Consider the following 13,807-nt stretch of genomic DNA (forward strand, 5'->3'; position numbering starts at 1 on the left):
TCAAATGTTTTGCTAATGAATTAATCCGCTTTGCTTTGCTTTTTCCAGCATTTTGGTAGAATAGCGGTTAATCCATTTCTTCAGAGCTAGGCCAATCAGCAGTGCAGCACCAGCAAAAAGCGCAAGAGCAATTAAATCTCTGGCAACAATATCCCATAAGATGCCGCCCACCGCTTCGCGCATCATGCTGATCGCGTAGGTGAAGGGCAGGAAGGGGTGAATCGCTTGAAAAAAAGGCGGTGTAACTTGAATTGGGAACGTGCCTCCAGATCCAGCAAGCTGAAGCACGAGCAGAACGATAGCCATCGCCTTGCCGACATTTCCAAATACGGATACAAGCGTGTACACAATCAGCATGAACACCGCGCTTAAAATAACGCCAAACAGCACAAACCATATTTTGTCTGCGACATAAGCCTTAAGCAGCCATATATCGCCGATCGTAACAAGCAGCGACTGTACAATCGCAATGGTAAGAAAGGTCAGGTATCGCCCAAAATAGACGTGATAGCTGCGGTATGCGGTTTCTGCTGTGGAATGGACGTCCACACTAAGCAGTGAAACGAGCAGCAAGGCACCAACCCAAAGAGATAGCGTTGTGAAAAATGGGGACATGGCTGAACCGTAATTTGGTATCGGATATAGGCGGTTCTCCTTCAATATAACCGGCTCAGCGAAAAAAGCACCCTCGCGTTCGGCGTCATTTTTGAGCAAATCAACAAGCTCATTTAAATTGCCTTCCTTCTCCAAGTCACGAATCCGCTGTGCGAGTCCTTTGATTTTTTGCTCTGCTGCGGGTAAGTTTTTTTGAATGTTGGCCATTTCCTTGCCGCCAAGTTCTAGTCCCTTAGCAGCGTCGCTTACGATGGATGCAGCACTCGGAATGACCTTGTTTGCTTCCGCTAATATGGACTCTGCGGTTGCAGCGGATTTTTTCGCTTTGTCCGCAGCTTGTTTGATATGCGGTAAAATTTCACTGTCATAACGGCCCAGCACGTCCGTTAAGAACGAAGAGGTTTCCTTGGATAAGGTGCCGAGACGATCAATTAGCGTTTGCGCTGGCTTCTCGCCCTTTTCTACTGCCGACCGGATTTGCTTAACAATCGTAAGCTGCTGCTGAAACCTTGTGTTCACCTGTTTTAGTCGATCAATGGTCGACACGATTACTTTGCTTGGTGCCAAATCATTCAAGCGATCGAGCAAATTCAGCATCCCATCAATGACGATGATGGAGCTTGTCAGGCGCTGCTCTGCCAGCTCCAAGCTCTTTTTTACCACTTCAGGATCTATATTCGTATCTTGTAATATGCCGACAAGCTCCTCCACCGAATTGGCCGTTTGCAGCAGCAGCTGCAAATCCTGTTTAATCAGCGGGCCAGCCGTGTCGAGCGCCGATTTGCTTTGGTCAAAAAAAGTACCGAGCTGCTTGGCGAAAGCTTCGCCGTCCTTGGCGAGCTGGGCAGCTTTTGGCAGCTCCGTTTGAACGGTTGCAACGATTTTTTTCGATTTTTCAATATCGGTAACCGCTAGCGCGACGGCGTCATTAATCTGAGGGAATAATGATTCCAGCTTGAATACAGTACTGCGAACCTGCTCAATCGCTGGTTTGTTCTCCTCGAGCTCAATGCCTATTTGATTGAATATACGAAAAATCGTTTCGTTAGCGGTTTTGACGAAGCTTGCGCGAACCTGCTCAATGATGCCGCTCGCACCCTTCTGGGCGATTTTTGGCGATACGGCATTGATCTTCTCATTTACCGCGTAATCGAGCTCTGCTTGTTGAAGATTGTTCGACAGCACCGTAGCCATTTTGGCAGAAAAATCGGGCGGAATGGTGATGCTGGCATAATAGTCGCCATGCTTAACGCCTTCAATGGCCTTGTTGCCCTCTACAAACACCCAGCCAATTTTTTTATTTTCCTTCAAGGAGGCTATAATTTCGTCTCCAACTTTGATGGGCGTCCCATGCAGTACAGCGCCTTCATCGTTGTTCACGACGGTTATGGCAAGTGAACTGGTCTGGCCGTATGGATCCCAAGATGCTTCAATGTTGAACCAAGCATATAAAGACGGCAAAAAAGCGAGTCCGACGATGACGATGGCAGCTGCGCTGTTCCGGAAAATACTGCGAAGATCTTTGGCGTAAATAGCGAATATAGGCCCCATGTTCTCCCACCTTCAACAATGATTTACTTAGTATTGCTGAATAGGCCAAAAACTACACCAAAGAATTGTCACTGGTTTCCATGGGTACAGGTGAGCATAGAAAAAGCAGCATCCAAAGCGTTGTACGCCTCGGATACTGCTCTTGGTTCGATTATTGTGCTGCTGAGTTTTCATTAAAAATTTCAGCGAGCAGCTCATAGGAGCGAAGGCGCGCCGCTTGATCATAAATTTGGCTAACGACAATCAACTCGTCAGCGCCAGTCTGTTCAATTAAGGCGTTCAGCTTGTCCCTAACCGTTGCTTTGGTGCCGGCAATGGTGAAGCTGAGCTGCTTTTGAACGATCATTTTCTCCTGCTCGTTCCATAGGCCATCCATGCTGTCAACTGGCGGGTTCAGCTGCCCCATGCGTCCTCTTATGAGGTTCAGGAAGGCTTGCTCCTGAGAGGTGGCTAGGAATTTAGCGGCTTCATCTGAATCAGCGACAATGACGTTCAAGCCAACCATCGCATATGGCTTATCCAGCACCTCCGATGGACGGAAGTTGTCGCGATACAGCTTCAACGCAGGCAGCAGGAAATCCGGCGCAAAATGGCTGGCAAAAGCAAACGGGAGGCCATGGTGACCAGCAAGCTGTGCACTAAAGCCGCTCGAGCCAAGCAGCCAGATCGGAACATCTAGACCCTCGCCGGGAACAGCCCTTGGCAATACGCCGCGTGATTCAGCGCTCGGATGGAAGTAATGGCGCAGCTCGTTCAGCTGCTCTGGGAAATCCTCGCCGTTGCTGCCAAGTCCGCGGCGCAGCGCGCGGGCTGCCACTTGATCAGAGCCTGGCGCTCTTCCAAGCCCAAGGTCGATACGGCCTGGATACATGGATTCGAGCGTACCGAACTGTTCGGCAATGACGAGCGGTGCGTGATTCGGAAGCATAATGCCGCCAGAGCCCACGCGGATTTTTTCTGTTCCAGCAGCTACGTAGCCGATAACAACTGAAGTGGCTGAGCTTGCGATGCCGGGCATATTATGATGCTCGGCGAGCCAGAACCGATTGTAGCCCCATTTGTCAGCGTGCTGGGCTAGCTCAAGTGTGTTGCGGAATGAATAAGCGGGCGAGCTGCCGGTTACGATTGGTGCAAGATCTAATATCGAAAAGGGAATATTGTGTATAGACATCGTTGAATTTACCTCCCATGTGGCGCACAGCGGGATGCTGCTGCACGGATAGTATACGTAAAACCCCAGCGCCAGCAAGGGCGTGGGGCATTATTCTTAAGTCTATTATTGCGGGTTTGTAGTCCAGATCCCTGCGGCTTTAATAAATACGCGGTCAGGCAGCTTCAACGTTGCAAGAACCAGCGCAGCCATATCCTCAGCTTGCATCATGCGATCCTCGTCACCAATTTTCAGGCCAGCGTTTGAAGCAAGCTCTGTGTTGACTGTGCTTGGCGTTAGGGCAGTTACACGAATATTGGATTTGCGGACTTCTTGCATAAGCGCCTCAGTCATGCCCATGACAGCAAACTTGGAAGCACAGTAAGCGGAGCCGGTTGCAAAACCGCGTTCGCCAGCCGTAGAAGCGATATTGATGATGCTTCCGCCGCTTTGCTCCAGCATAGTTGGAAGTGCAGCGCGGGTCACATAGTAGGTTCCGAGCACATTCGTTTGGATGATGCGCTCCCACTGCTCGTGATCCATTTCAAGTAAAGTGCCGAATGTACCGATTCCTGCATTGTTAATTAGAATATCGATGGAGCCTAAGCTCTCTTTGAGTGATGCAATCGCTTGATCGACATCCGATTTAACAGCGATATCGGCGGTTGCAATATAGACCTTAATTCCATAAGTGCTTGTAAGGGAGTCTTTCAACGTTTCCAAGTCGGCGCTTGTACGAGCAATGATGCCAAGGTTGACGCCTTCTGCAGCTAAAGCAACAGCAATCGCTTTGCCGATGCCTTTTCCTGCGCCGGTAATGATTGCTGATTTATTTTTTAATTCCATGGTTATCTCTCCTCTATTCATTGTAGATTGCTTGATTCGTATGAAGCGGCATAGATATGATATCCTCATAATGAGGAATTTACTACGTTGTGTCTTATTATTGAGCTATATTCTAAGGATTGCAAGTACCAACTTTATATTTGAAAATAGGACAGAATGATGATGGCGCTTTCTCATAATGCCAGTTATCATGCGATTTTCTGGTGAATTAGACAGGCAGCGTAGTGATTGCATATGTAGATTTGTATAATGTTTTGACGAAAGGAGCCGCTCACATTGGGTGATCAGCATTTTAAAGAAACAGTAGAGTTGACCTTGAAAGTCATAGGCGGGAAATGGAAGCCAGTTATTCTTTGTCATTTGACTGCAGGAACGCATCGATTCGGCGAGCTGAAGCGGGAGATGCCGGCCATTACCCAAAAAATGCTTACGCAGCAGCTGCGAGAATTAGAGGAAGACGCGATCATTGATCGCAAGGTGTATGTTCAGGTGCCGCCTAAGGTAGAGTACTCTTTAACAGAGTACGGCTTAACGGTGAAGGAGCTGCTGAACGTCATGTCGAAATGGGGCGAGCAGCATCAAGAAAGAACGGCTGAGCTGCACGAAAAATGACAGAAATGGCTGCTCATAGTTCCCAAATGGGTACTACGTTACATAAAAGTGCGTACTTTTTTTTTCATCCGCAACTCTCTAGAATAGGCCTTGTGAGTGAAATAAACAGAACCTATGAGGAGTGAATATAGATGAAATTACAATTAGCACTGGATCTTGTTGATATTCAAGGGGCTATTGAAGTTGTGAAGCAGGTTGAATCTTTTGTAGATGTCGTGGAAATTGGTACGCCAATCGTAATCAATGAAGGCTTGCATGCGGTCAAAGCGCTTAAGGAAGCTTTTCCTAACCTGACCGTACTTGCGGATTTGAAAATTATGGACGCAGGCGGCTACGAAGTGATGAAAGCTTCTGAAGCTGGCGCGGATATCGTAACGATTCTTGGTGTTGCAGAGGATGCGAGCATCAAGGGTGCCGTCGATGAAGCGAAGAAACAAGGAAAACAAATATTGGTTGATATGATTGCCGTTAAAAACTTGGCGGAGCGTGCGGCTGAAGTCGATGCACTCGGCGTTGATTATATTTGTGTTCATACGGGCTACGATCTGCAAGCGGCTGGCCAAAACTCCTTCGAGGACTTGCGCACTATTAAAGCAGTGGTCAAAAATGCGAAGGTAGCTGTGGCAGGCGGCATTAAGCTGAACACCTTGCCGGAAGTTATCGCTGCTGGCCCTGATCTTGTTATCGTAGGCGGCGGCATTACAGGACAAGCCGATATTAAAGCAGCGGCTGCCGAAATGCAGCAATTGATTAAGCAAGGTTAATTCGAAGGATGCCAAAAGAGAATAATCTAGCTGCTATCATGCAGGAGCTGAATCAAGCCTCGGGTCAGCTGTCAGAGGATCAATTGGAGCTGCTTTCTGAAGCTGTTGGCTCGGCAAGACGCGTATTCGTGGCAGGAGCTGGCCGCTCGGGACTGATGATGCGGGCGTTCGCGATGAGGCTGATGCATCTCGGCTTGGATGTATATGTCGTTGGTGAGACGGTTACGCGCAGCTTGAGCAAAGGTGATTTGCTTCTAATTGGCTCCGGCTCTGGCGAGACAAAATCGCTGGTGCCGATGGCGGAGAAAGCGCGAAGCTTGGAAGCTGCGGTAGGCGCATTAACCCTCTCGCCGGCATCGACGATCGGCAATTTGGCTGACATCGTCGTCAAGCTGCCTGGCGCTCCGAAGGATCAGGCAGCGAATGAAGCGGCTACGATTCAGCCGATGGGCTCATTATTTGAGCAAATGCTGCTGATTGTATGTGACGCTATTATTTTGCGATTGATGGACAAGCAGGCGTTAAGCGGACAAGCGATGTATGGCAATCATGCGAATTTAGAATAGCTGTAGTTTAGAAGGGACTTTCTCTAGGGCGCGATGCGGCCAGGGATCGTCCCTTTTTTTATTTCTAACTTTCTAACGGCTAGGATCTCTTCGTAATAACGGCTCGATAGCGAAGGCGATACGGAAGCGAAGGCTTTCAGTGGCGTCTTTGAGCTTAATGCCCATCAGCTTCTCGCATTTGTCCAATCGATAAATAACCGTATTACGGTGCACAAAAAGCCGTTTAGCCGTTTCGACGAGCTGGCATTGTGTATCGTAATACACATTCAGCGTCCGCATCAGCTCCTTTTGCTCGGTTTCGTCAATAGAAGAGAAGCACTGAAACGTTTCCTCGTAAAACTGCTTCAGCTCATCATCGGGAATCATACGGAAGAGATAGCTGATATCCTTGGATTGATAGGACTGAACAAACCTCGTTTTTTTCATTTGGTAACCGATTTGCAGCGCTTTGACTGCCTCATTATACGACAGCCCGATATCAAGTACGTTAGTGACCGGATTTCCGACGCCAAGCGAGATGCTAAGCTGGGATTGCTCAAACAGCAAAGACGTCATAGCGGATAAATGCTTGAGGAACGTACCCTCCTCCCACTTGGACTCTTGAATGAACAAGAGCATCCCGAACAAATCATTTTTGGTAAACATGACGAACACTTCACCCAGCAAGGAAAAATGGCGTTTAATCAGCTCATATTGCACATCCCGCTCAGAGATCAGGCGCTCGTCGAACAGAGCCGCAGCATTAGTTGTTTGGCTCTCACTAGGATTTGTCTGCTCATCCTTCTTTGCAGCTAAAAGCAGATATTTCCCTTTTTGCTTGAGACCGTATTTTTTGCCGCGATGCAAAGCCTCTTGCTCAGAACCGATAAAACCATCAATTAAATCGGAGAAAAATTCATTTTTGTACCGACGTGAACGCTCCTTTACCGCCTGCAGCTTCGACATCTCCATGCCTATGACGTTCGAGGCCTGCTCTAGCGTTAAGTCATGTTGGTTTGATGGAGCTTGTTTTGGCTGAAAGGTAATCAAAAAACCCTCATGCCTATAGGTGAATATCGGATAGATCGCTACATGGCGGTATTCGTGTAAAGCGGGATCAAGCAAGCAGAGGTGTGCTGCAGTTTGAAGAGAGGGCTGGCTGCTTAGAACGGTTTCGACTGCTGATACGAGAGGCAGAAACTTAGGCAGCTTGAAGTGATGCGAGTGAGACGTAACCTGCAGCTTGCTGTTAAGCAGCACAACAGGCGAGTGAAGCAGCTGCGTAAGGGCAGTTACAATTTCTGGAATACCGTTTCCTTTCATGATCATTGAAGCAAATTGTTTGTGGACGGTCAGCGAATGCTGCAGCTCATCATTTTTATTATCTAAAATAACGCTGGTCGAGCGCTGCAAAATTTCTCCGAGCGAATGCTCAACCGAAGAGATTTCGATAATCGGAAACGGGATACGATCGGCCGCATCCTTGATCTCTTGGGGAATGTCGAGGGCAAAACGTCTCGTCTTTACTGCCAGGCCAGAGCATTTCAATTGATTCATCTTCAATATAAGATCGAGTAGAGCTTCAGGATTTTCCTTCATAAAGTAGCCGTTTGTAAGCAGCAGCTCGCCAGGTTTTAAGAAATGAATGATGTCGGGGGCATCCATAATATTAACGGTTTCAACGACACGGGATAAGCCGCTGTGGCCTGCAATGACCGTTGATCCAGAAAATATTGGGTGTAACAGCAATTGTTCGAGCAGCATTCTTATTCATCCCTCTCCGGTTTAGTTCCTGATATAAAAGCTAGCAGTATTCAAGAATGCTGTAAAGAATATGTTAGACGTTTCATCCAAAAATATAAATAAGATTTGTATTGAACGTACAATGACAGTTCGTAGGCAAGCAGGTATGCTCTTTTCAAGGGTTTACATGCCAAACAACAAATGATGGGTGAGCCTCTCCGTAAGGCTTGTCTCATCGTTCAGATGATAATCGGAGGTGAGGACATTGCTGGATTTACTTCTCACACAAGTTCGTTTACAGAATGAAACAAGGCTCATGGATATTGGAGTGCGGCAGGGAAAGATCGAGTACCTAGCGCCAAGCGGGAGCGAATTTGTACCTGAAGCACAGCTCATAGAGCTCGCTGCTGGCGGGATGCTGCTGCCGGGTTTTGTAGAGCCGCATATTCATTTGGAGAAATCTTATCTGCTCTCGCGAATGGCTCAGGAAGCAGCCTCTTTATCTGAGGCGATTCGCATGACCGCGGATATGAAGCATGACTTCACCCCGATAGATATGAAGTCGCGTTCGCTTGCTGTTATTCGTGAAGCGATTCGCAGCGGAGTCACGCATATGCGCTGCCATGTGGAGGTTGATTCTATCCTTGGTTTGACAGCCTTTGAGGCTGTGCTTGAGCTGAAGGAGAAGGTGAAGCACGCCCTTGATATACAAATTGTAGTGTTTCCTCAAGAGGGCATATTCAAAAGTTCAGGTACGGCGGAACTCATGGATGAGGCCATGCGTTCCGGAGGCGATGTGGTAGGCGGCATTACGTATCAGGATGATGACCTTGAAGCGCACCTGCAGTATGTATTCGAACTTGCGGAGAAATACGGCAAGCCGATCGATTTTCACGCTGATTTCTCGGATAACCCCGAACAGCTTGCAATTGTTCAAATTGCTGACAGAACGAATGCAGCAGGGATGCAAGGCCTTGTCTCTGCAGGGCATGTAACCTCGCTCGGTTCGCTGGAACGCAGGCAAGCGGAAGTTGTTGCTGATCTGATTAAGGAAGCCGATCTTCATATCATGACACTGCCGGCCACCGACCTGTTTATTGGCGGCAGAGGTGATCAGGAGAAGCAGCGACGCGGACTAACGCCGATAGGTATGCTGCTTGAGAAGGGGGTGAACGTTGTTGTCGGCGTTAACAATATACGCAACCCGTTTACTCCGTTTGGCAAAGCCGATCCGCTGGAGATCGCATGGCTGCTTGCAATAACCGCATATATGGGCGGTGAAGGCGATGCTCGCCAATTGATTAAGATGCTGACAGAGGGAGCCGCAAGAGCGCTTGGGATCAAGAGCTATGGACTGCAGCTGGGCTCAGAAGCTGATATGGTGTTATTTGCAGAGCCGTCCGAACGGGACATTCTACTCGGTAAGCCAGAGCACAGAACGGTATGGAAACGTGGTGTTAAGGTGGCAGAGACCTGTGTCACGAGCAGCTTGCAAGGTTTTTTGCAAGCCTAAGCGTTGATATAGAATGCCCGTATAAATACAAGATGCTCGTATGATAGCAGCCTAATTAGGCGTATATTAATCCAATAAAATGGTAGAGGGTGGAAAAGTTGAACATCACACAACTAAATCGAGTTCTTATTAATGATCGTTTATTTGATATGACACTAGACTTGCAGAAGGGTACGATTTCAAAAATAACGCCAAGCAATAATGATTCTGCTGGCGTGAACACGGGTAGCGTAAGGGATGCTGAGGGAATGCAGTATTTGCCGGCGACGACCGATATGCATATCCATTTGGACAAACATTTTTTGGGTGAGCCGTGGAAGCCGCTGCAGCCTTTTCTCACATTGCCCGGACAATTGGCGTTTGAGAAGTCCATGCTGGCTTCACTGCCGACTACGGCAGCCGAGCGTGCGCGTCGTCTGATCGATTTGGTCCTCAGCCATGGCACCACCAAAATTCGGACGCATATAGATGTTGATCCAGAGCTCGGCATCTCGCATTTGGAGGATGTGCTAACGGTGCGGGAAGAGTACCGTGGAATTATGGAAATGGAGATCGTAGCTTTCCCGCAGCAAGGACTTCTTCGATCGGATTCCTTGCAGGTGATGAAGGAAGCTATGCGTGCTGGAGCCGAATATGTCGGCGGTGTTGATCCGGCGGGGCTTGATCGCAAAGTCGATCGGAGTCTTGAAGCTATGTTTGAGCTTAGTGCGGAGTTTAATGCGGGCGTTGACCTTCACTTGCATGATCCCGGCCACTTAGGTCTATATACGATAAGCCGCTTTGCTGAACTGACAGCACAAGCGGGTAAAGCCGGAAAAACAGCAGTCAGCCATGCGTATTGCTTAGGGCAAGTGAGCGAAGCAGAATCCAAAGAGCTCGCTCAGCAGCTGAAAGCAAATGACGTAGCGATCATTACGAGCGTTCCACTCGATAGACCAATGCCTCGCGTAGATCAGCTAGTAGAAGAAGGGGTTCGCGTACACGTCGGCTCGGATAATATTCTCGATGCTTGGAGTCCTTTCGGCAATGGGGATTTGCTCGCAAGAGGTGCGAAGCTGGCAGAAAAATTCGGCTGGATACTTGATGACGAACTGCTGCAAACTTATCCGCTTATTTCAGCGGGGACACTTGCGCCCAAGGAAGGCGATCCTGCCAGCTTTATGCTAGTAGCTGCGCTTAATGCGAAGCATGCGCTGGCTTATGCTCCTTCTCGCACCGCGGCTTTCTCTAACGGGAAGCTGGTAGGCGGCAAATGGGCGGAAGCGATGACGAAGGCATAGGAATAGGCATAGTCAAAGCTAGAGCCAAGGGAAAAGACAGAGATAGAGACAGAGACAGAGACAAACAGAGAGACAAAGGACTCACAATATAAGGTTGGTTCACTGCTCAGTACTGCCGCTCGTTCATATGGTGTTCATTATTTTTCTGTATGCTTGGCTTTCAAAGGTAAAGCGAGCATAGAGAGGAAGGGCTGCTCCTTCCGAGGAAGCTGTCAGCGCAGTGGCGCCAAAAGCTTCAATAGGGCAAGTGGCAAATTCGGATCGGACGTTTGACATGCGTGTTTAGATTAAAATAAGCAGTCGTTTGGCTCGCTCCATGAATTGAGCCAGGTTCTATACTACGATATGAAATAAGGGAAGAGTTGAATGGGTAAACTAGCGATTGGTTTGGTTTACCTATTTGACGTGCAACCAAAAGGTGTTATATAATCTCAATACGAAACCAAATGGTTTCATATTGTTATCTATAAACTGCCAAGATACATTAAATGGAGGTCATGAGTTGGAAAACAATAATACACAAGGTACGCTGTCTGATATTAGACAAACGCTGATACTTAACGCGCCGATTCAAAAAGTATGGGACGCTGTTGCAACATCCGAGGGTATTGCCGCATGGTTTATGCCGAACAATTTTCAAGCGGAGCTCGGTTATGAATTTCATTTGGAAGCGGGGCCTTTCGGAAATTCCCCTTGCAAAGTAACCGTGCTTGAACCGCCGACTCGCCTAACCTTTGAATGGGGCAAGGATTGGTCGCTCAGCTTCCAACTGTCTGATTTGCAAGGTAAAACGGAATTCACCCTTGTTCACTCTGGCTGGGATGCGAATAAAGTTACGGAGTTCGGACAGTCGCATGCAGAGGTTCGTGATCGCATGTCAGGCGGCTGGGTTGGTCTTGTTCAGAAACTTAGCGCTTATGTAGAGGCCTAATATGGCTGAGCCCGCACCAAAGCATGACGTGTTTCAGGCTATTGCTGACCCAACGCGTCGCAAGCTGCTGCATTTGCTTGGGGATGAGGAGCTGCCGGTTACCGTTATAAGCGGTCATTTCACGATGAGCCGTACGGCGGTTTCGAAGCATTTGCGTGTTTTGGCGGATGCTGGACTCGTTAAGGATAGGAAGGTTGGACGGGAAACGCGTTACCGGCTCGATCCTGAGCCTCTCCTTGAGCTGAAGCGATGGCTGGCCTATTATGAGCGTTATTGGGAAAATAAACTGTTTGCGCTTAAGCGCTTTGTCGAAGCAGATGAAGATTCATCTGCAGACCCGTTTGGCCCGCTTACGGTTATAGAAAAGGATTCCAGCAAGTAAGGTCAGAGTGTAGCTGTAAAAGAAGAGGATGCTCCTATCGTAGATTTTTCTACTTTAGATGCAGCCTCTTTTTTTTAGTGCGGACTAAACAGATCGACTCGCGTGCGAAAACAAGGCTAGTGAAAAGTAAGGCAGCGCTTTTGCTCTGTTGAAGCCATCATAATAGAAAACCCCCAATTCGTCGGAATTGGGGGCATTGTTGTTCATTTTGCCGCAAAAAGCGCAGCTCACAAGCAGGCTGCAGATGAGTTTCTACATTGCAAGAAAATGCAGTGTAGATGGGAGCGGGTCTGCTGCGAAGCCTTCGTTTCTAAATAGCGTTACGCTAGCGCAACAGTGACAAGTCGAAGCTTGGGACGAGCCCTTCTTCAGCAGCACGGCCAAGCAGTGCAGTTATCGCGGCATACCCGTCTTCACCAAGATTTCCAGTAAACTCATTGACGTATAAATCGATGTGCGCCTGCGCAACGTCTGGTGAGAGCTCCTGCGCATGCATCATAATATAGGGGCGAGATTCCTCGGGATTAGCCCATGCATATTCAACGGATTCGCGAACCCAATTGGTAATGGCATCTGTGTCCAATGAGCGCTTAGCGATGATGGCCCCAAGCGGAATAGGCAAGCCTGTGTCTGATTCCCACCAGCTGCCTAGATCAGTCAGCATGCTGAGTCCATATGTGGGATAAGTGAAGCGGGCTTCATGAATAACGAGTCCCGCATCGATTTGACCATCGCGAACGGCAGGCATAATTTCGTGGAAGGGCATAACGATAATTTCAAGATCCCCGTTCGGAATATGCTGAGCCGCCCATAATCGGAATAAGAGATAAGCGGTTGAGCGCTCACTTGGTACAGCTACTCGTTTGCCTGCTAGATCAGCAGCACTTTTTATTTCCCCAGCAGTTAATACGAGCGGTCCGCAGCCTCTGCCCAGTGCGCCTCCACAAGGTAGAAGCTTATAATCTTCCAATACCCAAGGGAGTGCAGCGTAAGATATTTTCATCACTTCGGGCCCTTTGCCTTTTGCAGCCCAATTGTTCGTAATATCGATATCGGCATAGGTGACGTCCAGCTCAGGTGCACCCGGAATAAGCCCGTGCGCCCAAGCATGGAAAACGAAAGTATCATTTGGACAGGGTGAATAAGCGATATTCATTTTAAAAAACCTCCCGTATGGCTTTGCTAGCTGCTTCTAATGAGGCTAATGCTTCTCCAATGCGCCACGCGGAGCGATCCCGCGGTCCAACCGCATTGGATATCGCGCGAATTTCAGTAACTGGAATACCAAGTGCGGACGCAGCTACTGCTACTCCATGGCCTTCCATTCCTTCCGCAGACGCACCGCTGATTCGCTTGCTTAGCGCAGCAGTGGTCTCAGCTGTACCTGTTGCTGTTGTAACGGTAAGAATAGCGCCGCTGCAAACCTTTAAGCCCGCTGATTGAATAGCAGCATACAAACGATCATTCCAAGTCGTGCTTACAGCAATACGTGCTGATCCGAACCCCAGCTCGTCCAAGCTAAGGAAACCATCCTGCGTCTCGGCACCTAGGTCAGCAGCAACAATGAGGTCGGCAACGACTAATGAGCCTATCTCTGCTTTTCCGACAAAACCGCCGCCAATGCCAGCGCTTATAACCAAGTCGTAGGATTCAGCTGCAGCCGTTAAGTACGCCGCTGTGTGTGCTGCCGCCGATGCTGCGCCTACTCCAGCTGTTATGACGTCGACACGGTTTAATCCATCTAGCCCACGAAGAATCGCATCGCGCTCGGTATCAACCGCAGTCACGATCAGCACTCGTTTACTTCTATTGCGCCATTCCTCACGAGATTCCAGTATCGAATCGGTATGTGAATTTAAAATCATTATGAAGTTG

The 13,807-nt window shown here is 48.6% G+C and carries 13 protein-coding genes; 7 read left to right on the top strand and 6 right to left on the bottom strand.

The window, feature by feature from the left end; all coding sequences use genetic code 11:
- Window positions 1–12 precede the first annotated feature (12 nt).
- The 3 genes from AB4Z45_RS14225 to AB4Z45_RS14235 form a co-directional block, all read right to left on the bottom strand.
- Complete coding sequence (locus AB4Z45_RS14225; protein ID WP_441909996.1) at window positions 13–2,166, bottom strand: YhgE/Pip domain-containing protein; 2,154 nt, start codon at window positions 2,164–2,166, stop codon at window positions 13–15.
- A gap of 151 nt (window positions 2,167–2,317) precedes the next feature.
- Window positions 2,318–3,337 carry an LLM class flavin-dependent oxidoreductase gene (locus AB4Z45_RS14230; RefSeq protein WP_441909998.1) on the bottom strand — a complete coding sequence of 340 codons (1,020 nt, stop codon included), beginning with the start codon at window positions 3,335–3,337 and terminating at the stop codon, window positions 2,318–2,320.
- 105 nt (window positions 3,338–3,442) lie between these two features.
- Window positions 3,443–4,162: a 3-ketoacyl-ACP reductase gene (locus AB4Z45_RS14235; protein WP_441909999.1), complete on the bottom strand. Its 720-nt coding sequence runs from the start codon at window positions 4,160–4,162 to the stop codon at window positions 3,443–3,445.
- A 276-nt stretch (window positions 4,163–4,438) separates the two neighbouring features.
- Here AB4Z45_RS14235 and AB4Z45_RS14240 point away from each other — a divergent pair, with 276 nt between their 5' ends.
- The 3 genes from AB4Z45_RS14240 to hxlB all read left to right on the top strand — a co-directional run bounded on the left by AB4Z45_RS14240 (window position 4,439) and on the right by hxlB (window position 6,104).
- On the top strand, window positions 4,439–4,774 hold the full coding sequence (locus AB4Z45_RS14240) for a winged helix-turn-helix transcriptional regulator (RefSeq protein ID WP_441910001.1): 336 nt from the start codon (window positions 4,439–4,441) through the stop codon (window positions 4,772–4,774).
- Between the two features lie 131 nt (window positions 4,775–4,905).
- Window positions 4,906–5,538 (top strand): 3-hexulose-6-phosphate synthase, encoded by a 633-nt coding sequence (gene hxlA, locus AB4Z45_RS14245; RefSeq protein WP_076266387.1) that lies wholly within the window; start codon window positions 4,906–4,908, stop codon window positions 5,536–5,538.
- 8 nt (window positions 5,539–5,546) lie between these two features.
- Entirely contained in the window at window positions 5,547–6,104 is a 558-nt protein-coding gene (gene hxlB / locus AB4Z45_RS14250; RefSeq protein ID WP_441910003.1) for a 6-phospho-3-hexuloisomerase, read from the top strand.
- 72 nt (window positions 6,105–6,176) lie between these two features.
- Here the strand turns inward: hxlB and AB4Z45_RS14255 are convergent, their stop codons facing one another.
- Entirely contained in the window at window positions 6,177–7,847 is a 1,671-nt protein-coding gene (locus AB4Z45_RS14255) for a PucR family transcriptional regulator (protein ID WP_441910005.1), read from the bottom strand.
- Window positions 7,848–8,091: 244 nt separating this feature from the next.
- On the opposite strand from AB4Z45_RS14255, the gene AB4Z45_RS14260 reads away from it, so the two are divergent.
- The 4 genes from AB4Z45_RS14260 (at window position 8,092) to AB4Z45_RS14275 (ending at window position 11,932) form a co-directional block, all read left to right on the top strand.
- Window positions 8,092–9,339: an amidohydrolase family protein gene (locus AB4Z45_RS14260; protein WP_441910006.1), complete on the top strand. Its 1,248-nt coding sequence runs from the start codon at window positions 8,092–8,094 to the stop codon at window positions 9,337–9,339.
- Between the two features lie 98 nt (window positions 9,340–9,437).
- Window positions 9,438–10,619, top strand: a complete 1,182-nt coding sequence (locus tag AB4Z45_RS14265) for an amidohydrolase family protein (protein ID WP_441910008.1) — start codon at window positions 9,438–9,440, stop codon at window positions 10,617–10,619.
- Between the two features lie 502 nt (window positions 10,620–11,121).
- Window positions 11,122–11,550, top strand: a complete 429-nt coding sequence (locus AB4Z45_RS14270) for an SRPBCC family protein (RefSeq protein WP_441910010.1) — start codon at window positions 11,122–11,124, stop codon at window positions 11,548–11,550.
- A gap of 1 nt (window position 11,551) precedes the next feature.
- Window positions 11,552–11,932 (top strand): ArsR/SmtB family transcription factor, encoded by a 381-nt coding sequence (locus AB4Z45_RS14275; protein WP_076266383.1) that lies wholly within the window; start codon window positions 11,552–11,554, stop codon window positions 11,930–11,932.
- A gap of 325 nt (window positions 11,933–12,257) precedes the next feature.
- On the opposite strand, the gene AB4Z45_RS14280 is transcribed toward AB4Z45_RS14275, so the two are convergent.
- The gene (locus AB4Z45_RS14280; protein WP_441910011.1) at window positions 12,258–13,088 is read right to left on the bottom strand and encodes a 1,4-dihydroxy-6-naphthoate synthase; all 831 of its coding nucleotides are present in this window, start codon (window positions 13,086–13,088) and stop codon (window positions 12,258–12,260) included.
- Window position 13,089: 1 nt separating this feature from the next.
- A complete protein-coding gene (locus AB4Z45_RS14285; protein WP_441910013.1) occupies window positions 13,090–13,797 on the bottom strand; it encodes a futalosine hydrolase in 708 nt (235 codons plus the stop codon).
- Between the last annotated feature and the right edge of the window lie 10 nt (window positions 13,798–13,807).

It is taken from the genome of Paenibacillus sp. MCAF9, assembly GCF_052114265.1.
GTDB lineage: Bacteria > Bacillota > Bacilli > Paenibacillales > Paenibacillaceae > Pristimantibacillus.

What these genes read in the sequence shown, in the direction of transcription:
- AB4Z45_RS14230 (WP_441909998.1), bottom strand. Translation starts at nt 3,337, where the DNA reads ATGTCTATACACAATATTCCCTTTTCGATATTAGATCTTGCACCAATC.
- AB4Z45_RS14225 (WP_441909996.1), bottom strand. Translation starts at nt 2,166, where the DNA reads ATGGGGCCTATATTCGCTATTTACGCCAAAGATCTTCGCAGTATTTTC.
- hxlA (WP_076266387.1), top strand. Translation starts at nt 4,906, where the DNA reads ATGAAATTACAATTAGCACTGGATCTTGTTGATATTCAAGGGGCTATT.
- AB4Z45_RS14280 (WP_441910011.1), bottom strand. Translation starts at nt 13,088, where the DNA reads ATGAATATCGCTTATTCACCCTGTCCAAATGATACTTTCGTTTTCCAT.
- AB4Z45_RS14235 (WP_441909999.1), bottom strand. Translation starts at nt 4,162, where the DNA reads ATGGAATTAAAAAATAAATCAGCAATCATTACCGGCGCAGGAAAAGGC.
- AB4Z45_RS14255 (WP_441910005.1), bottom strand. Translation starts at nt 7,847, where the DNA reads ATGCTGCTCGAACAATTGCTGTTACACCCAATATTTTCTGGATCAACG.
- AB4Z45_RS14285 (WP_441910013.1), bottom strand. Translation starts at nt 13,797, where the DNA reads ATGATTTTAAATTCACATACCGATTCGATACTGGAATCTCGTGAGGAA.
- AB4Z45_RS14275 (WP_076266383.1), top strand. Translation starts at nt 11,552, where the DNA reads ATGGCTGAGCCCGCACCAAAGCATGACGTGTTTCAGGCTATTGCTGAC.
- hxlB (WP_441910003.1), top strand. Translation starts at nt 5,547, where the DNA reads ATGCCAAAAGAGAATAATCTAGCTGCTATCATGCAGGAGCTGAATCAA.